Origin of the sequence: Burkholderia sp. Bp9004 (assembly GCF_003858025.1) — a bacterium.
Taxonomy (GTDB): domain Bacteria; phylum Pseudomonadota; class Gammaproteobacteria; order Burkholderiales; family Burkholderiaceae; genus Burkholderia; species Burkholderia diffusa.
On sequence record NZ_QTQD01000003.1, the window covers coordinates 194,446 to 218,324 of the forward strand.

22 protein-coding genes are annotated in these 23,879 nt (G+C 68.2%); 15 read left to right on the plus strand and 7 right to left on the minus strand.

Annotated features, from left to right (window positions below; all coding sequences use genetic code 11):
• Nucleotides 1–156: 156 nt before the first annotated feature.
• Together DIE08_RS05040 and DIE08_RS05045 are read left to right on the plus strand one after the other, a co-directional pair.
• Nucleotides 157–837: a class II aldolase/adducin family protein gene (locus tag DIE08_RS05040; RefSeq protein ID WP_124901173.1), complete on the plus strand. Its 681-nt coding sequence runs from the start codon at nt 157–159 to the stop codon at nt 835–837.
• Nucleotides 838–957: 120 nt separating this feature from the next.
• A complete protein-coding gene (locus DIE08_RS05045) occupies nt 958–2,076 on the plus strand; it encodes a sigma-54-dependent Fis family transcriptional regulator (protein ID WP_124621987.1) in 1,119 nt (372 codons plus the stop codon).
• Here the strand turns inward: DIE08_RS05045 and DIE08_RS05050 are convergent.
• From DIE08_RS05050 to DIE08_RS05065, 4 genes are read right to left on the minus strand one after another with little or no spacing between them, the layout of a single operon-like run.
• Complete coding sequence (locus DIE08_RS05050; protein WP_124901174.1) at nt 2,067–2,855, minus strand: ABC transporter permease; 789 nt, start codon at nt 2,853–2,855, stop codon at nt 2,067–2,069. The genes DIE08_RS05045 and DIE08_RS05050 overlap by 10 nt on opposite strands.
• A 16-nt stretch (nt 2,856–2,871) precedes the next feature.
• Nucleotides 2,872–3,687, minus strand: a complete 816-nt coding sequence (locus tag DIE08_RS05055; RefSeq protein WP_124901175.1) for an ABC transporter permease — start codon at nt 3,685–3,687, stop codon at nt 2,872–2,874.
• Nucleotides 3,687–4,793, minus strand: coding sequence for a PhnD/SsuA/transferrin family substrate-binding protein (locus DIE08_RS05060; RefSeq protein WP_124621981.1), 1,107 nt, complete (start codon nt 4,791–4,793; stop codon nt 3,687–3,689). The genes DIE08_RS05055 and DIE08_RS05060 overlap by 1 nt, the downstream gene beginning before the upstream one ends.
• Before the next feature lie 32 nt (nt 4,794–4,825).
• Nucleotides 4,826–5,902 carry an ABC transporter substrate-binding protein gene (locus DIE08_RS05065; protein WP_124621979.1) on the minus strand — a complete coding sequence of 359 codons (1,077 nt, stop codon included), beginning with the start codon at nt 5,900–5,902 and terminating at the stop codon, nt 4,826–4,828.
• 455 nt (nt 5,903–6,357) lie between these two features.
• Between DIE08_RS05065 and DIE08_RS05070 the strand changes: the two genes are divergently transcribed.
• From DIE08_RS05070 to DIE08_RS05105, 8 genes are all read left to right on the plus strand, one after another.
• Nucleotides 6,358–7,530 carry an LLM class flavin-dependent oxidoreductase gene (locus DIE08_RS05070; protein WP_124621977.1) on the plus strand — a complete coding sequence of 391 codons (1,173 nt, stop codon included), beginning with the start codon at nt 6,358–6,360 and terminating at the stop codon, nt 7,528–7,530.
• A gap of 50 nt (nt 7,531–7,580) precedes the next feature.
• Entirely contained in the window at nt 7,581–8,627 is a 1,047-nt protein-coding gene (locus DIE08_RS05075) for an ABC transporter substrate-binding protein (RefSeq protein ID WP_124621975.1), read from the plus strand.
• 33 nt (nt 8,628–8,660) lie between these two features.
• Nucleotides 8,661–9,458 carry an energy transducer TonB gene (locus DIE08_RS05080; RefSeq protein ID WP_124901176.1) on the plus strand — a complete coding sequence of 266 codons (798 nt, stop codon included), beginning with the start codon at nt 8,661–8,663 and terminating at the stop codon, nt 9,456–9,458.
• 41 nt (nt 9,459–9,499) lie between these two features.
• Nucleotides 9,500–10,216 (plus strand): MotA/TolQ/ExbB proton channel family protein, encoded by a 717-nt coding sequence (locus tag DIE08_RS05085; RefSeq protein WP_124901177.1) that lies wholly within the window; start codon nt 9,500–9,502, stop codon nt 10,214–10,216.
• Entirely contained in the window at nt 10,216–10,626 is a 411-nt protein-coding gene (locus tag DIE08_RS05090) for a biopolymer transporter ExbD (protein ID WP_009694203.1), read from the plus strand. Before DIE08_RS05085 ends, DIE08_RS05090 begins: the two co-directional genes overlap by 1 nt.
• 34 nt (nt 10,627–10,660) lie before the next feature.
• Nucleotides 10,661–11,737, plus strand: coding sequence for an ABC transporter substrate-binding protein (locus tag DIE08_RS05095; RefSeq protein ID WP_124901178.1), 1,077 nt, complete (start codon nt 10,661–10,663; stop codon nt 11,735–11,737).
• Entirely contained in the window at nt 11,734–12,942 is a 1,209-nt protein-coding gene (locus DIE08_RS05100; RefSeq protein WP_124901179.1) for an MFS transporter, read from the plus strand. The genes DIE08_RS05095 and DIE08_RS05100 overlap by 4 nt, the downstream gene beginning before the upstream one ends.
• Nucleotides 12,943–13,164: 222 nt before the next feature.
• Entirely contained in the window at nt 13,165–15,477 is a 2,313-nt protein-coding gene (locus DIE08_RS05105) for a TonB-dependent receptor (RefSeq protein WP_124901180.1), read from the plus strand.
• A 242-nt stretch (nt 15,478–15,719) separates the two neighbouring features.
• Here the strand turns inward: DIE08_RS05105 and DIE08_RS05110 are convergent, their stop codons facing one another.
• Nucleotides 15,720–18,128, minus strand: coding sequence for a hypothetical protein (locus DIE08_RS05110; protein WP_124901181.1), 2,409 nt, complete (start codon nt 18,126–18,128; stop codon nt 15,720–15,722).
• 37 nt (nt 18,129–18,165) lie between these two features.
• A complete protein-coding gene (locus tag DIE08_RS05115; protein WP_260436454.1) occupies nt 18,166–19,608 on the minus strand; it encodes an anion permease in 1,443 nt (480 codons plus the stop codon).
• A 277-nt stretch (nt 19,609–19,885) separates the two neighbouring features.
• Here DIE08_RS05115 and DIE08_RS05120 point away from each other — a divergent pair, with 277 nt between their 5' ends.
• A complete protein-coding gene (locus tag DIE08_RS05120; protein WP_124901182.1) occupies nt 19,886–20,626 on the plus strand; it encodes a GntR family transcriptional regulator in 741 nt (246 codons plus the stop codon).
• 34 nt (nt 20,627–20,660) lie between these two features.
• On the opposite strand, the gene DIE08_RS36025 is transcribed toward DIE08_RS05120, so the two are convergent.
• Nucleotides 20,661–21,125 (minus strand): hypothetical protein, encoded by a 465-nt coding sequence (locus tag DIE08_RS36025; RefSeq protein ID WP_260436455.1) that lies wholly within the window; start codon nt 21,123–21,125, stop codon nt 20,661–20,663.
• A gap of 34 nt (nt 21,126–21,159) precedes the next feature.
• Between DIE08_RS36025 and DIE08_RS36030 the strand changes: the two genes are divergently transcribed.
• From DIE08_RS36030 to DIE08_RS05145, 4 genes are all read left to right on the plus strand, one after another.
• Nucleotides 21,160–21,366, plus strand: coding sequence for a hypothetical protein (locus DIE08_RS36030; RefSeq protein WP_260436456.1), 207 nt, complete (start codon nt 21,160–21,162; stop codon nt 21,364–21,366).
• Nucleotides 21,367–21,549: 183 nt separating this feature from the next.
• On the plus strand, nt 21,550–22,353 hold the full coding sequence (locus tag DIE08_RS05135) for a transporter substrate-binding domain-containing protein (RefSeq protein ID WP_124901183.1): 804 nt from the start codon (nt 21,550–21,552) through the stop codon (nt 22,351–22,353).
• 4 nt (nt 22,354–22,357) lie between these two features.
• Nucleotides 22,358–23,101, plus strand: coding sequence for an ABC transporter permease (locus DIE08_RS05140; protein ID WP_124901184.1), 744 nt, complete (start codon nt 22,358–22,360; stop codon nt 23,099–23,101).
• Nucleotides 23,098–23,865: an ABC transporter permease subunit gene (locus tag DIE08_RS05145; protein ID WP_124901185.1), complete on the plus strand. Its 768-nt coding sequence runs from the start codon at nt 23,098–23,100 to the stop codon at nt 23,863–23,865. Before DIE08_RS05140 ends, DIE08_RS05145 begins: the two co-directional genes overlap by 4 nt.
• The last annotated feature ends 14 nt before the right edge of the window (nt 23,866–23,879 follow it).

The following is a 23,879-nucleotide window of genomic DNA, read 5'->3' on the forward strand; positions in this document are numbered from 1 at the left end:
CGCGCATCGTGCGTGGCGCACGCGCACCGTGGCGCGGGCCTTCGACACATGCATGCCCGGCTGGCACGATTGCTGCTGATCCGGTGGCCGTGCGTCGCGGCGCTACGACATCGCGATGCGAGCCCATCCGTTCACCCGATCAAGGAAACCGTCCTCATGTCCGTCACCTCAACCATCGACAGCGGCGAACTCGTGGCATTCGTCGAGCGCGCCACGCGCGAATTCACGCAGGCCGAACGCGTGCTGAAGGACACGCGCACGCTGTCCGCGACCAACACGTTCCAGGCGTTCCAGCGCGTGCCGGGCACGGAACTCATTGTCGCGCTGTCGGCGCCGAGCCCGTGGGCCGCGTCGCGGGAGATCCAGCCGGTCGTCGTGACGTTCGACGGCGACGTGCTGCACGGCGACGCGCGCGCCGGCGGCAACGGGCCGCGCTATGCGGACGTGTTCCGCGAGGTGCCGGAAGTCGGCGTCGTGATCCACGTGCACGGCCCGTACCTCGGCGCCTGGGCGAGCGCGCATCGCCCGCTGCCGATCCGCTATGCGCCGGCCGCGCGCTACACACGCGCCCGCGAGATTCCGGTGTATGTCGATCGTCGTCCCGGCGAGCCGCGCTTCATCGTCGACACGATCCGCCGTGACCGCGAGGTACCGGCGATCATCGAAGCGAATGGCGGCGCGACGTTCTGGGGCAAATCGATCCTCGATGTGTCGAAGTACATCCTGATCCTCGAGGAAGCCGCGTATTTCCAGGCGCTCGCGGAACCGCTCGGCGGCTCGCTCGAATTCGGCCCGGGCGCGCTCGAGCAGCAATGGAAGATGACCGGGCTCGCGTGACCCCATGCGGCGGCCGGCGCAATCCGGCCGCCGTCATACCGATAGCTCGATGAATTGGTTCGTGGCCGGCGCGCGCCTTGCTATCGTCGAATCTTCCCCGTTCAACCCGCCTGTCGTGCCATGGCCATCTTCAGCTTGCCGGACCCGACTTCGCACGCGATCACGATTCGTGCGAAGGCGCTGACGTTCGACGATCCCAAATCGCGGGTGCTGCTCGAGCGCATCCAGCTGGTCGCGCCAAGCGACGCGACCGTGCTCGTCACCGGCGAGAGCGGCACCGGCAAGGAGCTGATCGCGCGCCTCGTGCATTCGCTGAGCGAGCGCCATGACGGCCCGTTCGTCGCGGTCAACTGCGGCGCATTCTCCGAGACGCTGATCGAGAGCGAACTGTTCGGCCACGAGCGCGGCGCGTTTACCGGCGCGATCAACAGCCAGCCCGGCTGGTTCGAATCGGCGAATCGCGGCACGCTGTTTCTCGACGAGGTGGGCGATCTGCCGCTTTCCGCGCAGGTGAAGCTGCTGCGCGTGCTGCAGGAGCGCGAAGTGACGCCGGTCGGCTCGCGCAAGACCGTGAAGATCGACGTGCGGCTCGTCGCGGCGACCAACGTGAATCTCGAAGCCGCGGTGCGCGCGGGCAATTTCCGCGAGGATCTGTACTACCGGCTCAACGTCGTCAAGCTGAGCCTGTTGCCGCTGCGCGAGCGGCCCGGCGACATCGCGCCACTGATCGAGCACTTCATCGACACCTATGCGAAGCGGCTGCGCGTGGCCGCGCCGACGCTGACGGACGCCGCGCGCGCCCGGTTGCATGCGCATGCATGGCCCGGCAACATCCGCGAACTCGAGAACGTGATCCACCACGCGGTGCTGATCTGCGCGGGCGGCGTGATCGACGTGAGCGACCTGCAGTTTTCCGCGCTGTCACTCGCGCCCGATGCCGGCGACCCGCGCATCACGGCGGCGGCACCGCCGCGCCGTGCGCGCGACGTGGCCGAGGCCACCGATGCGCTGCGCCACGCGGTGATCGAGCTGCTGGATCTCGGCACGCCGGCGCTGTGGCAGCACATCGAGGACACCGTCTACCGCAGCGTGTTCGACTACAGCGACCACAACCAGCTGCGCATGTCGCGCCTGCTCGACCAGTCGCGCAACATCGTGCGCGCGCGGCTCGCGCAGCTCGGCATCCTGAAGCCGCGCGACGCGGGCGACGCCGACGCGCGGCTGCGCCGTCAGGCGTGATCGCGCCAGCGCAGCGCGCGCTGTGCGATCCGCTCGCATAGCGCACTCATGCCGACGGCGAGCGCCGTCACGCCCAGCACGCAGACCAGCAACACGTCGGCGCGCGCGCCGGCCTGCGCGTTCTGCATCAGGCTGCCGACGCCCGCACCCGCGTTGAACAGCAGCTCGCTGCTGGTTGCCGTGATCCACGCAAACGGCACGGCCTGCAGCACGCCCGCGAACAGGTCGGGCAGCGCGCCCGGGATCAGCACGTCGCGCCACAGGCCGGCGCGCGTCAGGCGATACGACTGCGCGAGTTCGACATAGCGCGGATCGACGCGGCGCAGCCCGTCGAAGCTGGCGGTGGTCATCGGGTAGAACGCGGCGAGCGCGATGATGAACACCTTCGCGAATTCTCCGGTGCCGGCCCACAAGCTCAGCAGCGGAATCAGCCCCAGCAGCGGCACGTAGCGCAGCGCCTGGAACGCCGGCTCGCCGAGCTTGCGCGCGAGCGTCGAGCGCGCCATCGCCGCGCCGAACACGAGCCCGAACACGATGCCGGCCGCCAGGCCGAGCGTCGTGCGCCGCAGGCTCGCGCCGAGATCGGTTGCGAGTTCGCCGCTGCGTGCGAGTTCGACGAGCGCGGCGCCAACCTGCTGCAACGGCACGAACGCGTATTGATGGGCCGCGTCGCCGGACGACGCGTATTGCCATGCGGCGACCAGCACGGCCGGCACGACGAGGCCACGCGCACGGCGGCGCATCGCGGCGAACGAGAAGGGGGGCTTGGCGAGGGACATTCGGAAACCTGTTCGTTCAGCGCGCGGGCGTCTGCCAGCGCAATGCATAGCGTTGCACGAGCGCGATCGACCGGTCGATCGCGAAGCCGATCAGCCCGATCACCGCGACGTCGATCAGCACGACGTCGAGGCGCAGCATCTGCCGCGCCAGTTCCATCATCTGGCCGATCCCACTGTCGGCGCTGAGCAGCTCGACCGCGACGAGCGCGAGCCAGGCGCGCGCGAGCGCGATCCGCACGCCAGTCAGCAGGGGCGGAAACGCGGCCGGCAGCAGCACGTCGCGCAGCAGGGCGAAGCGGCCAAGCCCGTAGTGGCGCGCCATCTCGACGAGATCGCGCGGCGCGTCGTGCACGCCCGTGTACGCGGCCAGCGCGACCGGAAAAAATACGGCCTTGGCGACGACGACGAGCTTCAGCGGTTCGTCGACGCCGATCAGCAGGATCAGCAGCGGAATCAGCGTGAGCGTCGGCACCTGCCGCAGCAGGTCGAACGTCGGCCGCAGGTAATCGGCGAACAGCCGGCTGCGCGCAAGCAGGATGCCGAACGCGGCACCGCTGGTCGCACCGATCGCAAAGCCGAGCGCGAGGCGATGCAGCGTGATCAGCAGGTTGTCGCGCAGTTCGCCGGTGTCGAGCAGCGTGCGCAGCGTTGCCGCGAGCCGATCCGGCGGCACGACGAGCTGCGGCGGGAACCAGCGCTGCGCGCTCGCGAGCCACCATAGCGCGACGAACGCGACGGGCGTGGCCCACCACAGCGCGATTCCGCCGAGCCGAGCGAGTCCGGGCAGGCGGAGCGCGCGTGCGCCGTTCGACGCGAGGGCATGCGTCGGCATCAGCGGCTCGCGACGCGCGCCGCGTCGGTGCGCCAGTAGCCGTCGAGCCCGAGCTGCTTGAGCGCGGTCGACACGAACGTCGGCGCGAGCAGCGTGTTGACGTCGACCGGCGTGGACGTCAGGCCGGCCTGGCGGCTGTACGCGACGACGTCGCGGTAGTGGCCGGTCAGCGCGGGCGTGAAGAGCGGCGTCCATTGCTCCTTCCAGGGTGTCGCCTCATCCGCGTATTCGCGGCGCACGACGCTTTCCGGCTGGCCGGACGCGCTCAGGATCTTCACGTACGCGTCGCGGTTCTGCGGCTGCGAGATCCAGTGAGCGGCGCGCACGTAGGCCGTCGCGACGAGCTGCGTGACGTCGGGGTAGCGCCGCACGAAATCGTCGGACGCCCACAGTTCCGCGCGCATCTTCCAGTCGTCGGGCGCGGTCTTGGTCGACCAGATGATCTTGCCGACGTTCTTGTCGACGAGCGAATACGCGTCGGACAGCGTGAAGAAGCCATCGACGCGGCCGGCCGCGACGGCTGCCGCACCGGCCTGCGGGTCGAGGTTGTAGATCTTGAAGTCGGACAGCTTCAGCCCGTTCTGGGCGAGCAGCTTGCTGAACGTGACTTCCCACGGCCGGCCGCGATTGAGCGCGATGCGCTTGCCTTTCAGATCGACGATCGACTTCGCGGTCGAGCCGGCCGGCACGACGAGATACGTGTTGCTGCCGACACCGCCCGGGACGATCAGGCGCGTGCGGGTGCCCGATGCGTTGACGACGACCGACGGCAGGTCGCCGTAGCCGGCGAAATCGATGCTGCCGTTCGTGAATGCCTCGTTCACGAGCGTGCCGACCGCCGCGGTCGATACAGGCACCCATTGCAGCTTCACGTGCCGCGCGGCGAGCGCCTTCTCGAGCGACTTGTCGGCGTCGATCAGTGCCGACGCACCCGCGTATTGCGTCTTGCCGCCGCTCGAATAGGCGACGACGGCGATCCGCACGACCTTGGGCGCATCGTCCGCATGCGCGGCCGGTGCGGCGAGCGATGCCGCGGCGAACGGCAGCGCGGCGAACAATGCGCGCAGCGGGCGGCGCAGCGACGCGAGAGAGAGCGTGTGTTTCATGATGGTCCGGAACGGTAGGCGGAAATGGGGACTCACGCACGCTTCTGCAGCGATGGCCGCAGCACGTCGGCGAGGGGGCGCGGGTCGATCCAGTCGGCGACGTCGAAGTCGGCTTCCAGAAAGCCGTGGTCGTGCAGAAAGGTCTTGAAGTCGTCGAGCGCGGCGACTGATTCGTCGTCGAGGTTGACCCCGAGATGCCGGTGCAGCTGGTTGCCGTACGCGGCGCGGACCCAGTCGATCGACGACGCGGTTTCGCCGGCCACGTAATGCGCGGTCTCGTCGGGATGCGTGCCGGCCCAGTCGCCGGCTGCGACCACGAGCTTCAGGAAACCGGCGACGATGTCCGGATGATTCGCGAGCACGTCCGCGTTGACGGTCAGCGGGCGGGGTGTGCCGTTGTTGTTGCGGATCGCGCGCTCCGGATGAAAGCCGATGTCGATCACGACGTGCGCGCCGATCAGCTGTGCGATCTCGAGGCCGGTCGAGCCCTTCACGTAGATCGCGTCGACCTCGCCGCGCAGCAGCGCGCCGGCTTCGGCCGCGTACAGCGCGCGGCTCGAAAAGCCGTGCGGTGACGCGAACAGGTCCGCCGCGTGTGCCGGTCCGACGGCCTGCAGCGTGCGGGCGCGCACGTCGACGAGTTCGACGTCGCGTATGGCCAGCCCGTCGAGGCTCAGCGCATTGACGAAGCCGCGCAGTGCCGACGCACGAAAGATGTCGATGCGGTCGTCGGGGCGGCTCGGGATCGCGATGCGGCGCCCGCGCAACGCCTTCACGGAGCGGATGCCCGACTCGGGCCGCGCGAGGATCAACTGCGATTCGTCGACCCACGACAGCCCGATCACGCGCGTATTCGCGCCGTTCGAGCGTGCCCACATCGCGGGGATGCTGCCGCCCTGGCGAAACGACTGCGCGAGCGTTTGATCGCTGATCGACGACACGTCGTGCCGTGTGGCGCCGCGCGGCGAGCGGATCGCGACGCCGTCGGCCGACGTCTCGCCGTTGAGCCAGCCGAGATGCACGGCGATGCCGAGCGGGGTCGGCACGGGCGATCGGGCGTACCAGAACGTCTGCTGCTTGTCCGATGACGAATCGGGCCTGTCTGTCATGGGTGAGATTCCCTCTCTGCTTGAGCATGGTTGAAGCGCGGTTGCGCACGGTGTCGGTGTCGCACGCGCGGGCCGATCAACGTTGCAAGTTCCGGGCCAGTGAACGGAAGCGACGCGGCCGCACGCGACGCGGGCATCGCGCGGGAGGCGCGGTGCTTGCGCCGATGCATGGTCTGTTGCGTCAGCAACAGTCGCGTCGGCCACTGTTGCGCGCGCAGCAGCGGTGTGGTCGGTGCAGCAGTGCGATACGTGCGCGTCGTGACGGCCTGGGCAATCGCGAGCGGGTGCGATCCGATTGCCGCAGATGCCCGGTGTGCAAGGCACTGCGCAGGTTCGCCGGCGGCCACGCACGCGCCGTCGAGCGCGCGTTGGCACACCGCGTGCTTTACAGCGCAGCACTCGCGCGGCACGCCGATGCCGCACGCAATCCGAATGGCCCGACCAGGAGAACTCCGATGGCTGTTGAATTTCTGTGGCGCCTGCCGATGCATGGCGACGGCCGGCGCGCACACGACCTGCATACGCGCGGCGAATGGAACCGCCAGCGCGCATCGCGTGTCGCGCCCAAAGTCGACGATGACGATTTCGGCTACATCGACTATCTGTCGCAGGTCGCGCGCGCGGCCGATATCGCCGGCTTCCACGGCGCACTGATTCCAATCTTTCGCTTCACCGAGGAGCCATGGGTCGTGGCGGCCGCGCTGGCGCGCGAGACGCGCCGGCTGCGGCTCCTGATCGCGCTGCAGCCGCATTTCGTGCATCCGGTCTACGCGGCGCAGATGGCCGCGAGCCTGCAGCGGATCAGCCGCGGCCGCGTCGAGTGGAATGTCGTCACGGGCGGCGGCGGCCCCGACCAGCGTGCATACGGCGACTTCATCGATCACGACAGCCGCTATGCGCGCACCGACGAATTCCTCGATGTCGTGAAGGGCGTCGCGGCCGGCGAGCCGTTCACGTTCGACGGCCGCTTCTACCGCGTCGAAGCCGGTGGCCTGCTGCCGCCGCTGAGCGGCCAGAAGCCGCCGCGCATCTACCTGGCCGGCGCGAGCGACGCTGCGCTCGCGGTCGCCGCGAAGCACGGCGACGTGCATCTGAGCTGGGGCGAGCCGCTCGCAAAACAGAAGGAGGTGATCGATGCGGCGCGTCGCGCGCTCGATCGGCAGAACGCCGAGCGTGACCTGCGCTTCGGCATGCGCATCGACATCCTGGCGCGCGAGACCGAGGCGCAGGCGTGGGCCGAGTTGCGGCAGATGTTCGCGACGGTGGGCGACGTGACCCGCAACGGCTTCGGCGGGCGCGGCGAATCGTCGGAGTCGGTCGGCGCGAAACGCCAGTTCGCGCTGCACCAGGGCAACACGCAGCATTTCGACGACCTGATCGTCGGCCCGAACCTTTGGGCCGGGATGTCGCAGATCCGCGGCGGCCCCGGTTGCGTGATCGTCGGCAGCCACGAGCAGGTGGCCGAGCGGCTCGCGGAATACGTCGACATCGGCGTCTCGACGTTCATTCTCGCGAGCAACCCGCATCTCGAGGAGGCGTACCGCGTGGGCGAGGAAGTGCTGCCGCTCGTCGACGGCGCGCTGAACGCGCGCGGTACGCAGGCGGCGCTGCGCGTGGCCGGCGCATGAACGCGACGGCATTCCCGCGCCATCCAACGACATCGACAAGGATATTCACCATGACGACACTCGCTGCGCAGGTCACGGCCTGCGACGCACTCTGGTACACGCGCTGCCCGGTGCCGACCGCGCTCGGCATCGCCGTGCACCGCGGCTGGTTCGACGAAGAGTTCGGGCCTGACGGTATCGCGCTGCATTCGCTGCAGGAGACGGCCGACGCCGGCAAGCGCGAATCGCATTTCGATCACAGCCTGCCGCACTCGTTCCGGCAGGGCGGCAACATTCCCGCGCTGTGGGCGCGGGCACGCGGCGCCGATACGCGCGTAATCGGCCTGTCGTGGACCAACGAATTCCAGGCGATCGTCACGCTGCCCGATCGCGGCATCCGCTCTGTGCGCGATCTGCGCGGCCGGCGGCTCGGGCTGCCGCGCCATCCGATCAGCATCGACTTCTGGCGGGCGGCCGCGCTGAAAGGCTTTCTGAGTGCGCTCGAACTGGAAGGACTCGGGCACGGCGACGCCGAATGGGTCGACCTGCCGGACGAACGCGAACGTCGCACCGGGCCCGCTTCGTTCACGCGCGGCCCGCACGAGTACGGGCTCGAGGTCGCGGCGCTCGTGCGCGGCGAGGTCGACGCGGTGTTCGTGAAAGGTGTCGAAGGGCTCGAAACCGTGCATCTGATCGACGCGCAGGTCGTCATCGATCTCGGCGCGCACCCCGATCCGCTCGTGCGGATCGGCAACGGCACGCCGCGCACGCTGACCGTCGATCGTGCGCTGATCGACGCGCGTCCCGATCTCGTGAGCCGCTTCCTGTCGGTGGTGGTGGGGGCGGGCGACTGGGCCGCGCGCCATCCGGCGGAGACGGTCGCCTATATCGGCCGCGAGACGCGCGCATCCGACGAGTGGGTGCGCTATGCGTACGGTGCCGATGTGCACCGCCATCTGGAGACGGGGCTCGCGCAGACGTCCATCGACGGGCTGGTCGCGTTCAAGGACTTCCTGGTCGAGTGGGGCTTTCTCGAACAGGATTTCGATGCGCGCGCCTGGATCGACCCGGCGCCGTTCACGCGCATCGATCGGCAACGGCATGCGTGGGTCGCGTAGCGCGCCGCGGCGCGTCATTGCAAGGAGTCGAGCATGACAGGTCTGACGATCGAATACGGCTTGCCGCCGGCACGCCGACACGCGGCGCGTACTGCGCCGCGCGCGGGTACGGGCAGGGAGGCGGAGGTGGTGCATCCGCCGTCCGCTTCGCCTTCGGCACGGCCGGATGCGCGAGCGGCGAAGCCGGGCGCGTGGCGCGTCACGGGTGGGATTGCGCTCGCCGTCACGGCACTGCATGCGGGTGTCGCGCTGCTGGCCGCGCGCGCACCTGCCGCGCCGCCGGTGCAGCCGCCGCGGCCGCTGCCGATGACGGTCGAACTGACGCGGCCGCCCGAACCGTTGCCGCAGGCCGTGCATCAGCCGCCACCGGTGGTGCCGCCGAAGCCGCTGAAGCAGGCGCCGACCCCGCCGAAGCCGCGTGCGGCCGTCGCGCATGCGGCGCCTGCACTGACCGCCGCGCCGCAAACAACGCGCGAGGCGGCCCCCGCGACGGCGACACCGGCCATCGCGGCGCCAGCCGCACCGGCCGCGCAAGCCGCACCCGTGCGTGAAACCGCACCGATCGGCGACGCGGCCTACCTGCGCAACCCGGCGCCCGACTATCCGGCGTTCGCGCAGGACCAGGGCTGGGAAGGGCGCGTCGTGCTGCGCGTGCGCGTGCTCGCGAACGGCACGCCGGATTCCGTCGAGGTCCGCACGAGCAGCGGCCGCCGCATGCTCGACAACGCGGCGGTGGCCGCGGTGAAGCGCTGGACGTTCGTGCCCGCGAAGCGCGGCGACGAAGCAGTCGACGGCTGGGTCAACGTGCCGATCGATTTCAAGCTGGGCTGACCCGCCGGGTGGCCCGCCACATTCTTCAAGGAACTCACATCATGAATGGTATCCCGACCACCTTCATCGTCCAGGGCGCGCTCTGGCTGCTCGTCCTCTTCTCCGTCGTCACGTGGACGCTGATCGTCGTGAAGGCGATCCAGAGCCTGCGGGCGAGCGCGCGCAACCGGCGTTACGTCAGCGCGTTCTGGGCGGCCAACAGCTTTCACGAGGCCGCCGCGCTCGACGGCGCGAACAGCCCGGTGGGCGAACTCGCCGCGACGGGCTTCGACGCGCTGCGGCGCGCCGACGAGAGCAGCGCTCACGACCTCGAACACAGCTGGAGCCGCCACGACCTGCTCGAACGTCATCTCCGGCAGCAGATCCACAACGCGCGCCGGCGCGAGGAGGCGGGGCTGGCGGTGCTCGCGTCGATCGGCAGTACCGCGCCGTTCGTCGGCCTGTTCGGCACCGTGTTCGGCATCATCCACGCGCTGACCGCGATCACGCACAGCGCGTCGGCGAGCATCGACGTCGTGGCCGGGCCAATCGGCGAGGCGCTCGTCGCGACCGGGATCGGCATCGCGGTCGCCGTGCCGGCCGTGCTCGCGTACAACTTCTTCGTGCGTCGCGTGAAGGCCGCGTCGGCCGATCTCGATGCGTTCGCCACCGATTTCGTCACGCTCGCGCAGAAAGCTGGCTTCCGCGTGCCGGCCGCAGCCGCCGCGCCCGCACCGGCACGTCGTGCCGACGACACCCGTCAGGAGGCGTTCGCGTAATGGCTTTCTCTTCTTCCTCCGACAACGACGACGTGCTCAGCGAAATCAACATCACGCCGCTCGTCGACGTGATGCTCGTGCTGCTCGTCGCGTTCATCGTCACGGCCCCGCTGCTCAACAACGCGGTGCACGTGAATCTGCCGAACACCGTCGCCACGGCGCCGGCCGATCGCAAGCCGAACGTGACCGTGAGCGTCGACGACAAGGGCGTCGTGTATCTCGACAAGCGTGCGGTCGCACTGGCTGCGGTGCCGGCCGAGCTGGCTGCGCTGAAGGCCGGCCGGCCCGATGTCGCGCTCGACCTGCAGGCCGACGAACATGTGCCGTACGGCACGGTCGCGAAGCTGATGGCCGCGATCGAGCATGCGGGCATCACGCGGCTGTCGGTGCTCACCGCGCCGCGCGGCTGACGCGCGGTTCACGACTCCCTTGACGAACGCATCCATGAGCATCACGGCTTCCCGTAACGTCCAGTCGATCTGGTACACACGCTGTCCGGTGCCGACGCCGCTCGGCATCGCCGCGCATCTTGGCTGGCTCGACAGCGAATTCGCCGGCGACGGCATCACCGTGCGCGCGCTGCAGGAGAGCCAGCACGCGGCGCTGCATCACGCGCACATCGATCATTCACTCGACAATGCATTCCGGCAGGGCGGCAGCATTCCCGCGCTGTGGGCGCGCGCGGCCGGCGCCGATACGCGCGTGGTCGCCCTGACCTGGGTCGACGAGGCGCAGGCGATCGTCGCGCTGCCGGAAAGCGGCCTGAAGCGGCCGAAGGACCTGCGCGGGCGCCGTATCGGCCTGCCGCGCCGCGACGGCGAGCGCATCGACATCTTCCGTGCGGCCGCGCTGCGCGGCTTCGTCAGCGCGCTGTCGCTCGACGGGCTCGGCCCCGCCGACGTCGAATGGATCGACGTGCCCGCGTCGACCCTGCGCGCACCGGTGTCGATACCGGCGACGCGCGACGCGGCATTCAGCCATCCCGCGAGCCTGTCGAGCCGCCGGCTCTATGCGGCCGAAGCGGCTGCGCTCGTGCGCGGCGAGGTCGACGCGATCTACGTGAAGGGTTCGCTCGGGCTCGAAACCGCGCACCTGATCGGCGCGCAGCCGGTCGTCGACATCGGCTTTCATCCCGATCCGCAGATCCGCATCAACAACGGGTCGCCGCGGCCGCTGACCGTCAATGCGTCGACGCTCGAACGCCATCCCGACATCGTCAGCCGCTTCCTCGCGCGCGTGACCGATGTCGAGGGCTGGGCGCGCGAGCACGAGCAGGAAGTGCTCGGCTATCTCGGCCGCGAGACGGGATCGGGCCATGACTGGCTGCGGCTCGCGTACGGCGCGGACGTGCATCGGCGGCTGCGCACGGATCTCGACGACGCATCTATTGCCGCGCTCGACGATTTCAAGCGCTTCCTCGTGGAATGGCGATTTCTGCCGGCCGACTTCGACGTGCATGCGTGGGTCGACCGGCGCGCGCTCGACGGCATCGCGACGCTGTCTCGCGACGCTGCGCGGTGAGCCCGCCGGCACGCGTCGCCGACGCATGGCGGCGCGAGCGTTTCACCGGCGGCTTCATGCTGCTGGCGCTCGCGAGCGGCACGACGATCAGCATGGCGCAGCTCGCGACGACGCTGTACGCGCTCGCGCTCGGCGTCGACAGCGCGCGGCTCGGCATCATCGCGGCGATGGAGCCGCTCGGCATCGCGTTGATGACGCTGCCGGCCGGGCTGCTCGTCGCGCGCTACGGCGCGCGGCGCGTGTACTTCGTCGCGAGCATGGGCCCGATGCTGCTCAATCTCGTCGTGCCGTTTACCGGCGCATGGCCGCTGATCGCGCTCACGCAAGTGTTGATCGGGCTGTGCATCCCGTTCCGGATCGTGTCGATCAGCGGCGTGTTCCTCGCGCGTCTCGCGCAGATCGGACTCGCGCGCGCCGGTTGGTACCGCGCGGCGATGTCGGTCGGTACCGGCATGGTCGGGCCGTGGCTCGCGAGCTGGCTGATCGGCGCGCATGGCGCGGTCGCGACGTTCTGCGCGGCATCGGCGAGCTTCGCGGGCATGGCGCTGTTCAGCCGGACGCTGCTCTGTGGCGCGGAGCCTGCGGCACGCGGTGAGCAACCTGAACCCGGTGGCCTGCGCGTATTGCTGGCGCTCGCATGGAGTCACGACGTGCGCGAGCAGCTCATGCTGGAAGCCGTAAACAGCGCGACACGTTCGCTCGCCGGCGCGTATACGGTGGTGCTGGCGATCCAGTCGCTCGGGCTGTCGCAGACGAAAGCCGTCGCGCTGCTGACGCTGCAGGGCGTTGTCGCGGTGATCGCGCTGTTCGGGCTCGGGCATGTCGCGCAGCGGATGACGGCGCGCCGTTGCCACGCGCTCAGTCTTGCCGGTGGCGTGGCCGGGTTGCTCGCGCTGGGTCTTGCGCATGACGCATGGATCGTCGGTGCGGGACTCGCCGCGCTGTGCGCCGGGTCGTCGCTGCTGCATCTCGTCAACATGCAGCGTCTCGGCAGTCACCCGGCCGACAAGAGCCAGGTGTCGAGCCTCTACAACCTCGCGTCGATGACGGGCGCGTTCTGCGGCCCGCTGGCCGGTAGCGCGCTCGTGCCGCTCGTCGGGTTGCCGGGCATGTTTCTGTGCTGGCTGCCCGTCGTCGTGCTGGTTGCGTTCGCGTTGCGCGTCGCAACGGGGCGGTGCGAGGCATCGCATCCGGTGACTGAATAGCTGTACTGACGACCATCGGATCGGGTGTTGCGGAATCCGCGCGGTGTTGCGTGACAAGCAGTTTGCTTCCCGTCACAGATGCGCATGCAGCAACATCTGCACCACACCCATGCCGGAAGCCCCGTCCGACGGGCCTCTCGATGCTGGCATCCGAATTGCAATAGGTCACCCGTGCGTCGTGCACGCACGTGCGTTCAACCGATCAAACAGGATGACTCATCGATGTTCAGGAAAAAACTAATTGTCACCGCGCTGGGGGGACTGCTGACGGGCGGGGCCGTATCGTTGCCCGCATGGGCGGAAGATGGCGCGGTGGCGGCGGCACCGGACGCGAAGCCGGCGCAACAGGGCGCGGACGATGCAGCCGCGGCGGCACCGACGGCAGCCCGCGCGACCCGCCGCGCGGCCGCACGCGAAACGAATCTCGGCACGGTGACGGTGACCGCGCGCCGGCGCAAGGAGAGCATCCAGGACGTACCGGTCGCGGTGAGCGCGCTGAGCGGCGACACGATCAGGAACAACGAGTTGCGCGTGGTGAACGACGTCACGAAATACGTGCCGAACTTCACCGGCCAGTCGACCGAAGGCCGCGAGCGGCCGCGCTGGTTCCTGCGCGGCGTCGGCAGCAACGATCCGTCGGACTTGTCGCTGAGCCCGATCGGCGTGTATTTCGACGACGTCTACATCAACAGTGTGTTCGGGCAGGGCTTCCCGCTTTTCGACCTCGATCGCGTCGAAGTGCTGCGCGGCCCGCAGGGCACGCTGTGGGGCAAGAATACCGTCGGCGGTGCGCTCAGCATCACGTCGCAGAAGCCGACCTTCGACGTGAGCGGTTACGGCAAGATCGGAATCGGCCAGTACAACAGCCGGCTCGCGGAAGCCGCGATCGGCGGGCCGATCGGCAAGAACGACGTGCTGGCCGCGCGCGTGTCGGTGTATCACGAGAACGCCGACAGCTTCTACACGAACACCGTGCAGCAAGGGCGCTTCGGCGGCTTCCACGACAATGCGGTGCGCTTCCAGGTGCTGGCCGTGCCGACCTCGGACACGGACTTCCTGTTCAACATCCACGGCCGCAACTACACGGGCGGCGGCAATGCGTGGCACGCGCAGGGCGCGGGGCCGGGCGGCGCGAACCAGTTCGGCTTCGTCGGGTCGAGCGATCCGTACACGGTATCGCTCAATGCGCCGTCGAACGATCACATCTCGACCTGGGGCACGTCGCTCACCGCGCACTGGCGCATCAACCCGGCGGTGACGCTGACGTCGATCACCGCGTTCGAAGGGCTGCACCGCTGGTACCAGGACGACGAGGACTATTCGGCGTTCGATGCCGCGCGCTCGCACGATCGCTTGTCGAGCCGCCAGTTCTCGCAGGAATTCCGGCTCGAATCGCCGCAGAACGACCGGCTCAGCTGGCTCGTCGGTACGCACCTGTTCACCGAGCAACTGGCCGAGCAGGGTGCCGGCGGCGGCCTGCCGGGCGCGCCGTCGCCCGCGTTCTACCACTTGACCGAACTCACGCAGCACACCCAAAGCGCGGCGATCTTCGGCAGCGTGAAGTACCGGTTCACCGACCGCTTCAACGTGACGGGCGGTCTGCGTTATACGATCGAGCGCAAGAACATCAACCTGACCGGGATTCAGAACGCCGGCAACGTGACGTTCAGCAATCCGGGCAGCTGGTGGGATCCGTCGTCGGTGTCGTCGCCGCTGGCGGTCAGCGCGCGGCAGAACCAGACGAACACGTGGCGGGCGCCGACCTGGGACCTCACGCCCGAATATGCGCTCAGCAGCAACGTGCGCGCATATTTCCGCTATGCGCGCGGCTTCCGTTCGGGCGGCTACAACGGCAACGCGTATACGCAGAGCACGGTGTCGACCGTGTCGCCGGAGTACCTGACCGACTACGAAGTCGGCATCAAGAGCGAGTGGTTCGACAAGCGGCTGATCGTCAACGCGAGCGTGTTCCACTACGACTATCGCGACATCCAGGTGTTCGCGCTGGCGCCGAACCCGTTCGGCGGCCCGCCGGTGTCGACGCTGTCGAATGCGGGCCAGGGGCGCGCGGACGGCTTCGAGCTGGAGCTGAAGGCGCAGCCGGTCAACAGTCTGTACCTGTTCGCGAACCTCGGGATGCTGAACACGCGCTACACGGAGTTCCGCTATGTACCGACCGCCGTCGGCAATTCGTTCGCGCGTTCGCCGCATACGACGATCAACGCGGGCTTCGACTATCGCGTGCCGGTATCGGTCGGCACGCTGACGGCCGGCGGCGACGTGAATTACCGCAGCCGCGAGTACTTCAGCGCGACGCGGCAGACGATGCCGCAGCTCTGGCAGGGTGGCTACACGGTGCTGAACGCGCACGTGTCCTATACGACGCCGAACCAGAAGTACATCGTGACGGGCTACGTGACGAACCTGACCAACAAGGTCTACAAGAAACTCGAGCTGCTGCCGTCGTATGGAGCGTATCCCGTGCTGTACGGCGATCCTCGGACTGTTGGACTGACGTTCACCGCAAAAATCTAGGTACCGGGTGGTGCCGCACAGTCTCCCGGAGCGAACCTGATTTCCGGGAAGCCGGTTCGAGCGCATCGAAGTCTTCGGCGGAAGGGGGCGCGGGATCCGCGTCCCCTCCGAACCAGGTTTGACATGCGGTTCCGCTTGAGCGACGAATCGGACGGCGCGGCATGTCCCGTTGGTTTTCACTGCATGAATCGCAGGAATATCCGTCAAGACCGGACTCGGGAAGTCGCGGGACGTGAGAAAGGCTAGCCGAACGTGATGAACTGCGCCGACGACCACACCTTGCTATCGTTGCGCTGCCGCCCAAAGAAATAGACAGGGCGGTTGCCGAACGCCGCATTGCCGGGCGTCACCTCGATGCTGCCGGAGAGATCGACCGGCAGTGGCTGGTCGGTCAGCCGCTCGATCGCGACGAACAGCTCCGTGCCGCCAAGCGCATGCGTCGCCGTACCACGCGCGAGCAGTTCCGCACCGCTGATCTCGAAACGGAATTCAGGCGCATGGACGAATGGATTGCGTTGTAGCGGATCGCCGACCTTCGCGAAGCTGTCGATCGTGCCTTCGACCACGATCGTCGCGGCGGCGAGATTGCCGATGTCGAGCTCGATGCTGTCCGCGTCGCCATAAGTGTCGCTACGGAATTCGACATCGGTTGCGCCGGTTCGCCATGCCGACTCCTCCACGTGCTCGAACCCGTTCGACCCGAAACGATGGATCGTACCGTTGACGATGCGGATCCGGCCGCGCCACGCGGCCCAGCGATAGCGGTCCCGGATGCGGGCGCCGCCCCAGCGCACGCGGATCAGGCGATCCGCGTAGCCGAGTTCCGCATGCAGGTTGCGTTCCCACAGCAGCCCTTCGTGATCGTACGCGGCCACATATTCCCAGCCCGACTGGCCGAGCAGCCGGTAGTCGAGCCGCGCCGGCCCGCGATGCGCAAACGCATCGCCTTGCCAGTGATCGCCGCAACGCACGAGCAGCGCACTGTGCTCGCCGGTGGTTGCCCACGTGCGGCGGGCGCGCAGCGCTTCGCCGACGTGCTTGCGATCGAGCACGGGCGCGAGCACGCCCGTCAGTCCGCCGTGCACGCCGAACACCTGCACGCCGGGCGCGCCACCGCCCGGCCGGCCGCGATGTTCGTCGCCGCTGGCCGCGACGCCAAGCTGATAGCCGCGCGCGATCACGTCCTGGTACAGCCAGCCGAAATGCCCCCATGACGATGCGATCTCGACGAGCCGCTCGAGTTCCGGATGGTGCCAGTCCGCGATGTAGCGGCGGCCGCCCACGTGCGGCATCACCAGGTGTTGGGCGGCAGCGTCCGCATACGCGTCCCACAGCTCCTCGACGGGCCAACGGCCGAGTTCCACCGCATTCCCCTTCATGTCTTCGTTCCAGACGAGCGTGCGATTGTGTTCGCCGCGCGCGTTGTATGGAAAATCCGGCCGCGTGTCGCCGAGGAAAACAACGTTGTGGTCGCCGCCCGCGGTCGAGCTGCCGCACCATTCCTGCACCGGATAGGCGACGAATCGGCCCGGCTCGTTGAAGTGCTCGACCGCGTCGACGCCAAGTTGCCAGTTCTCGTCGGTGATCTGGAAATCGTTCGCCGTGTAGCCGAGCACGTCAATACCTCCGATGTCGCGCGCATAGCGTGCGTTGTACTCGGGACTGTTGGTGCCGACCGTATCGTGGGCATGGACGTGCAGGTCCGCATACAGCGCGCGCGGCGCGGGCAGCGACGCGTCGACCGTCAGCCATGCTTCCGCGATGCGCACGTCGGGCCGCGCGGGCAGGTCGGCTACGATCCGCAGCGTGCCCGCGTCGACCGGCAGATCGTCGAGCGCGCAGCTCGCAAACCCGGCATCGGGCAGCACATGTTCGCGCCGATAGACGGCCTCTCCGCGTCCGTCGCAAGCGACGACACGCGCAATGCCGCCAACATCGCGGCACGCATTGCCCCAGCGGTCCTGCAGCGACAGCCTGAACGGTGCGCGCGTGCCGGGATGCACGAAGCGCGGGCCGCTCAGCAGTAGGTCGGACGGCGCGCCGGCGCGAATGTCGATCGATACGTCGCCCGGCACCGCGACGAAGCGCGACGTGCCGAGCGGATCGACGTAGAGCCGGAACCGGAAGTTGTCCTCCGCGAAGGTCTGCACGCGCGTGCCAGGGCCTCGACGGCGATCGCCGAGACGGATCACGATCCGGTCGCCCGCATTGACGTATCCGTCGACGATGTCGACGATCACGGCTTTCTGGAATGGCCGTTCATGCCCCTTCTGGTCGAAGCGCACATTCAGCGCCTGGACGGTGGCCGGACTCTGGCCTGGTGCGAGCGGGGCGGCATGGTATTCGGCGCTGATGTAGTTGGCCGCGGTCGGATCGCTCGTCTGGAACAGCGCCCAATCCGAATAGAACTTGAACGTGGCCTTGAGCCAGCCGCCATCGGCGATGCCGGATGAGCCGACTTCGTAATCGAGCACGATCTCGCTCCATTCGCCGGCTTCGAGCCGTGCGACGTTGCAGCGCACGCGTCCGGCGAACGGCAGGCGTTTGTGGCGTTCATACAGGCCTTCGGGTGCGACGTGCGGACCCAGGCGTTCGCGCAGCGCAGCGGCGCGGGCATCAACGGTATCGACGGGGGCGTTGGTTTCGTTCATGGGGAATTTGAAAAATGTCGACGGAAGGCAGCGCACTTCAATGTGCGAACGGCCACGGCGCACTCGGATCCCAGACGGGGATGCCCATGTACGCGTACCACGGCGCGATCACGCAGAGGCCGTACACGATCGCGATCAGCACCGACACCACGCCGACCTTCGCGTAGTCGGCGGTCGAGAATGCACCGCTGCTGTACGCGATGACGCCGGCGGTAATCTGCGTGGGCAGCAGGTAAGCGAAGCTGTCGGTGTCGCTGACGAGCATCGTGAAAGCGACCGGATGCAGCCCGAGACGCGGCGCCAGTGCGAGCGCGATCGGCGCGATCATCGTGACGGCCGCGACGTTGGACAGCATGCCGATGCGGATCACATGCGTGCCGAGCATCACGATCGCGATCGCCAACCACCAGCCGCGACCGCGCGCGGCGACATAGATGTGATCGGCGGCCCAGTTCGCGAGCCCCGACGTACTGATCGCCGACGACAGCGACAGCGCGCCGGCCAGCAGGAACAGCGTGCCCCAGATCGTGCGCTGCTCGACCTCGGCCCAGCCGAAGCGCAGCACACCGGGCGCGAACAGCAACGCCAGCGCGATCAGCGCGACGATTTCCGACGGCAGATGATGCAGGGGCTCGGTCGCCCACGCCACGGCGACGGCCGCGAACAGCACGAGCACGGCCCATTCGTTGCGAGCGGCGCTCGGCTGCGCCCGGCGCATTGCGGCGATTGCGCCGGGGCCGCCGGGAATCGCGATGGCGCGCGAGCGGAAGTAGAACTGCACCCAGGCCTGCGTGATCGCGAACATCCCGAGGTACGGCCACTGCAGCTTCAGCCACGTCAGATACGAGATCTTGATGGCGAGCTGCTTCTCGAGCAGGCCGGACACGACCATGTTCGGCAGGTGGGCCGTCAGGATGCACATGCCGCTGATCATCGCGCCGTACACGAGCGTCTGGATCACGATCGCCTTGCGCGCGGCCCGCTCGCGCGGCGACTCGCCGAATAGCCGGACGATCCCGTTCGTGACGGGCAGCAGTGTGGCGGCCCGTGCATTCGCGGCCGGCACGACGAGCGCCATCACGCAGTTCACCGCGAACATCGCCCAGATCACGCCGTTGGCGGTTCGCACCTTCAGGCGGTCGAGCAGCAACAGGGCGATGCGGCGGTCGAGCCCGCACGCCTGCATGATCGCGGAGAACAGGAATGCGGCGAGGCACAGGAACACGACGGGCGCGGCGAAGCCGCTGGCCGCCTTCGGAAACGACGGGCTCGCATGCGACAGCACGAGCAGCATTGGCAGCAGGATGCCGCTCACGCCGACGGGAATCGCATCGGTGATCCATACGATCGCGATCCACGCGACGACCGCGAGTGTCGCCTTGCCTTCGACGGACAGATGCGCGGGCGCGGGCAGCCACCATGCGATCGCGAAGAACGCGAGCCACGCGGCGGCGAAGCCGAGCGCGGCACGCCACCGCACGCTTCGCGATCGGCCTGCCGCGTGCGGATCGGCGTGTGGAACCGCCGCCGGTTCCGCCCGTGATGGTAGGCTTGTCTGCGCGCCGCCCAGTGGCGGCGTGCCGATTGCGTTTTCAGTCACTGCTATGCTCCCCGTGCGTCGAGCCCTGAAACGGCAGCCCCGACCGTCTGTCGAGATGTAATAATACGTATTAATACAAGTTGGACGATCCAATTGCTTTTCATATCGATATCGGGAATCGCGCATAACGCGAGCCGAGCACGGAGAGGAACAATCGATGACGCTGGTGCGTGACGACGCAACGTCGCTTTACGAGCAGATCGCGACGACGCTGCGCGACGAGATCGAGCAAGGGGTGTACGAACCGACCGGCAAGCTGCCGTCCGAGGCGCAGCTGAGCGAGCGCTTTCAGGTGAGCCGCGTGACGGTCCGGCTCGCGCTCGATCGCCTGACCGACGCGCGCATTGTCGAGCGCAAGCAGGGCAAGGGCACGTTCGCCGCGAAACGGCGGTTGCGGCATCGGCTCGACGTGCTGCGCGGGCTTTACGATTCGATCGCCGGGCAGGGCGCACGCGCACGCATGGAATTGCTGCGGATGGAGGAGTGCGACGTGCCGCCGGGCTTGCGCCAGGCATTCGCCGCCGACGTCACGCGCTGCATCTATCTCGAACGCCTGCACTGGGTCGACGAGGAACCCATCGCGCTCGCGCAGACCTGCCTGCTGCCCGAAGCAAGTGACGCGGCTTATGCGCAGGCCGACAGCCTGCCGACTTACGAGCTGCTGGAGCAACTGCTCGGCTGGCGTATTGCCGACGCCGACATGTCGGTGACGGCCGTGGCCGCGCCGGACGATATTGCCGCCCGGCTAAAGGCCGGCAAGCAGGCGCCGCTCCTGGTGTTGCGGCGCACATCTCGTCTGCCCGACGGCCGCACATGTGAAGCCACCGTGTTTCATATTCGGCCGGAGCGCTTCGACCTGGTGGTGCGAAGCGGTGTCGAAGCCCGATTTGTCGCTTGAAGCGCGCCGTCCGTCGTGGATCGCGGCGACGGCCCTAGGCAGTCAATCGATCGGACGGTTCGTTCGGACGCCTGCTAATTCCCGTCCTGATTTGGTTTTCCCATTTTGGCAGTGCCGAGCCGGCCTCGCCGCAGCGCGCCGCGCTTGGCGCCGCGTTCAATCTCGGCGGGCCGTCGCATTCGGCCGCGGCGACCGGCTGCCGTTCGTGATGAACTCGTTCCATTCGGTGATCGGCGAATCCGATGCCGACGTCGCGCGACGGTTGCGTGACAAGCATGAGCGCATCGACGACGAGCAGGGCAGACTGAAGCTCGCCGACATGCTCGGCGGTGGCGTCGACCTGCGCGAGCTGCCGCTCGACCGGCCGTTGCCGGAATCGCTGCTGACGGCGATCGATAGCGCGCACCGCCGGCGCGGACGCGTGGCGATCTTCGTCGGCTACGCACGCCAGAGGCTGACGCTGCGCGAGCTGATTATCCGTGCGCAGGAGACCGGCCACTGGTCCGTCGCCGGCACGCCGGAGCAGCTCGCCGATGCGATCGAAACGTGCTATCGCGCAGGACGTCGTCGACGTGCTGTCGCTGCACGGGCTCGGCCAGCCGGACCAGGAAGACCTGCTGCTCAACGGGTTGCTGCCCGAGCCGCGCCGTCGTGATCTGATCGATACCGACTATGTGGGCGGCGATTTCCGCGCGAATCTCGAGTTGCCTGCGTTGCAGCGCGAAACCGCGCAGGCGTGAGTGGGCGAGCGCGCGAACGATGCACCGTGCTTTACATTCGACGGGGCGCCGTTCCGCCATATCGCGCAACCAGATATCCATCGAAAAAATAACCATTTGGTACACGCTTCGGCAGGCATTACAGTCTCGCCTCCTGCCGGCTGCGACGCCGGTCGTTCCGACGTTATTTCAGAAATTCGCCACATGAATCGTTTGATGCGTTCCAGGATCCGCCGTGCCGCGGCCGCGCTGTTCGTGCTCGGCCTTGCGCCGGTTTCCCACGCAGCCCAGCCGACGTTGCGCGTCGGCATCGACGCCGAGTCGTATCCGCCGTTCTTTTCGAAGGACGCGAGCGGCAAATGGAAGGGCTGGGAAATCGACCTGCTCGATGCCGCGTGCGGCAAACTGAACGTGCGCTGCGAGCTCACCGACATTGCGTGGGACGGCCTGATTCCGGCGTTGCAGAACCGCAAGATCGACGTGATCTGGTCGTCGATGACGATTACGGGCGAACGGCAGAAGGCGATCGATTTCAGCCGTGCATATTACGAGTCGCCGACGGTGTTCGTCGGTGCGAAAAGCGACCGGCGCCACGTCGACTGCGCGGTGCCCGCGAGCTTCAAGGGCCGCGTGATCGGCGTCGAGGCCGGCACGAACTTCTCGGCGTTCCTCGATTCCCGCTTCAAGCCGGAGGCGCAGATCAAGGCCTTCGACAAGTTCGACAACGCGCTCGCGGATCTGGTGTCCGGCCGGGTCGACTACGTGCAGGAAGGCAAGGGGCTGTTCACGGCATTCCTCGCGTCGCGCGACGGCAAGGACTTCGAAGTCAAGGCGACCTGCGCGGACAATCCGGTGCTGGGCCTCGGCATCGGTGCTGGCGTGCGTCAAGGCGATGCGCTGCGCGGCAAGCTGTCGACCGCGATCGCGCAACTGCAGCAGGACGGCACGTGGGATGCGATCACCGCCCGCTATCCGAACCTGAAGGGCACGATCGAGAAGGGCCGCTGACTCGATGGCCGCGGACGATTCGCTGCTCGCGCTGCTCGCGCTGCTCGCATTCGGCGACGGCGGCTATGGCCGCGTGTTCGTCGGCGCATTCGCGCTGACGTTCGGCGTCGCGGCAGCGTCGTTCTGCACCGGTGCGCTGCTCGGCATCGCCGGCGCGCTCGGCAAGCTGTCGCGGCACGCGCCGCTCGCATGGCTCGCGCGGCTCTACACGATGCTCGTGCGCGCGCTGCCCGAGCTGCTGTGCCTGCTGCTCGCGTTCTATGCGCTCGCGCCTGCCGTCGAGGTCGCGCTGCACCGCGGCGGCCTGGTGCCCGACGGCTTCGCGTTCCCGCCGTTCCTCGTCGCGGCGCTGTCGCTCGGTTTCATCCAGGGTGCGTATCTGACCGACATCTTCCGCGCGGCGCTCGTCAACGTGCCGACCGGGCAGATCGAAGCCGCGCACGCGTACGGGATGACGCCGTGGCAGACGTTCACGCGCATCCGGCTTCCTGCCGCCGCGCGGCTCGCGTTGCCGGGCACGGGCAACGTGTGGCTGAACGCGACCAAGGATGCGTCGTTCATCAGCGTGCTCGGCTCGTTCACGGATCTGCTGAAGGCGAGCCAGCTCGCGGCCGGCGCGACGCGCCACTACGTATTCTTCTATCTCGTCACGGCCGCGCTGTTCCTGTTGCTGAGCATCGCCTCGACGGGCCTCTTCGCGGCGCTCGAGCGCCACGCGAACCGTGGCACGAGGCGCGCAACCGCATGATCTTCTCGCTGCCATTTCTGCTCGACACGGTGATGCCGAAGCTGCTCGCCGCGGTGCCGACGACGCTCGCGCTGACGCTTCTGTCGGGCGCGGCCAGCCTGCTGCTGGGCGTGCCGCTCGCGCTCGCCGCCGGTGCACGCCGCGCGCCGCTGCGCTGGTCCGCGCGCGGCTGGCTCATGCTGATTCGCGGCACGCCGCTGCTCGTCCAGCTCTATCTGCTGTATTACGGATTCGGGCAGATCGTCCCGCGCGAATGGATGCGCGACAGCTGGGCGTCGCCGCTGCTGCGCGACGCGTTCTGGTACGCGATCGTCGCGTTGAGCGTGAATGAGAGCGCGTACGTCGCGACGATCCTGCGCGGCGCGATCGCCGGCGTGCCTGCCGGCGAGATCGAAGCCGGGCACGCATACGGGATGACGCGCGTGCAGGTGCTGCGCCGGATCGTCGGCCCGCGCGCATGGCGGATTGCACTGCCCGCGCTCACCGGCGAGGCGATCCTGCTGCTGAAATCGACCGTCCTCGCGTCGACCGTTACCGTGTTCGACGTGATGGGGACGGCCAATACGCTGCGCTTCGAGACGTTGCGCGTGTACGAACCGCTGGTCGGCGCGGCTGTCGTCTATGTGATGCTGGTCGCGCTGCTGACCATTCCCGCTGCCCGACTCGAGAAACGCGTCAATCGCTATCTGACGCGCGCGCCCGACGCTCACATGCGTGTCCGGCGCCGCGGCGCAGCGTCGGGCGCGTGGGCGGCACCCAACTGATTCCTGCCCTGGTA

What these genes read in the sequence shown, in the direction of transcription:
- DIE08_RS05110 (WP_124901181.1), bottom strand. Translation starts at nt 18,128, where the DNA reads ATGAACGAAACCAACGCCCCCGTCGATACCGTTGATGCCCGCGCCGCT.
- DIE08_RS05060 (WP_124621981.1), bottom strand. Translation starts at nt 4,793, where the DNA reads ATGAAACACACGCTCTCTCTCGCGTCGCTGCGCCGCCCGCTGCGCGCA.
- DIE08_RS05105 (WP_124901180.1), top strand. Translation starts at nt 13,165, where the DNA reads ATGTTCAGGAAAAAACTAATTGTCACCGCGCTGGGGGGACTGCTGACG.
- DIE08_RS05095 (WP_124901178.1), top strand. Translation starts at nt 10,661, where the DNA reads ATGAGCATCACGGCTTCCCGTAACGTCCAGTCGATCTGGTACACACGC.
- DIE08_RS05065 (WP_124621979.1), bottom strand. Translation starts at nt 5,902, where the DNA reads ATGACAGACAGGCCCGATTCGTCATCGGACAAGCAGCAGACGTTCTGG.
- DIE08_RS05070 (WP_124621977.1), top strand. Translation starts at nt 6,358, where the DNA reads ATGGCTGTTGAATTTCTGTGGCGCCTGCCGATGCATGGCGACGGCCGG.
- DIE08_RS05045 (WP_124621987.1), top strand. Translation starts at nt 958, where the DNA reads ATGGCCATCTTCAGCTTGCCGGACCCGACTTCGCACGCGATCACGATT.
- DIE08_RS05120 (WP_124901182.1), top strand. Translation starts at nt 19,886, where the DNA reads ATGACGCTGGTGCGTGACGACGCAACGTCGCTTTACGAGCAGATCGCG.
- DIE08_RS05050 (WP_124901174.1), bottom strand. Translation starts at nt 2,855, where the DNA reads ATGTCCCTCGCCAAGCCCCCCTTCTCGTTCGCCGCGATGCGCCGCCGT.
- DIE08_RS05040 (WP_124901173.1), top strand. Translation starts at nt 157, where the DNA reads ATGTCCGTCACCTCAACCATCGACAGCGGCGAACTCGTGGCATTCGTC.
- DIE08_RS05075 (WP_124621975.1), top strand. Translation starts at nt 7,581, where the DNA reads ATGACGACACTCGCTGCGCAGGTCACGGCCTGCGACGCACTCTGGTAC.
- DIE08_RS05145 (WP_124901185.1), top strand. Translation starts at nt 23,098, where the DNA reads ATGATCTTCTCGCTGCCATTTCTGCTCGACACGGTGATGCCGAAGCTG.
- DIE08_RS05135 (WP_124901183.1), top strand. Translation starts at nt 21,550, where the DNA reads ATGAATCGTTTGATGCGTTCCAGGATCCGCCGTGCCGCGGCCGCGCTG.
- DIE08_RS05090 (WP_009694203.1), top strand. Translation starts at nt 10,216, where the DNA reads ATGGCTTTCTCTTCTTCCTCCGACAACGACGACGTGCTCAGCGAAATC.
- DIE08_RS05080 (WP_124901176.1), top strand. Translation starts at nt 8,661, where the DNA reads ATGACAGGTCTGACGATCGAATACGGCTTGCCGCCGGCACGCCGACAC.
- DIE08_RS36030 (WP_260436456.1), top strand. Translation starts at nt 21,160, where the DNA reads ATGCGATCGAAACGTGCTATCGCGCAGGACGTCGTCGACGTGCTGTCG.
- DIE08_RS05085 (WP_124901177.1), top strand. Translation starts at nt 9,500, where the DNA reads ATGAATGGTATCCCGACCACCTTCATCGTCCAGGGCGCGCTCTGGCTG.
- DIE08_RS05140 (WP_124901184.1), top strand. Translation starts at nt 22,358, where the DNA reads ATGGCCGCGGACGATTCGCTGCTCGCGCTGCTCGCGCTGCTCGCATTC.
- DIE08_RS05055 (WP_124901175.1), bottom strand. Translation starts at nt 3,687, where the DNA reads ATGCCGACGCATGCCCTCGCGTCGAACGGCGCACGCGCGCTCCGCCTG.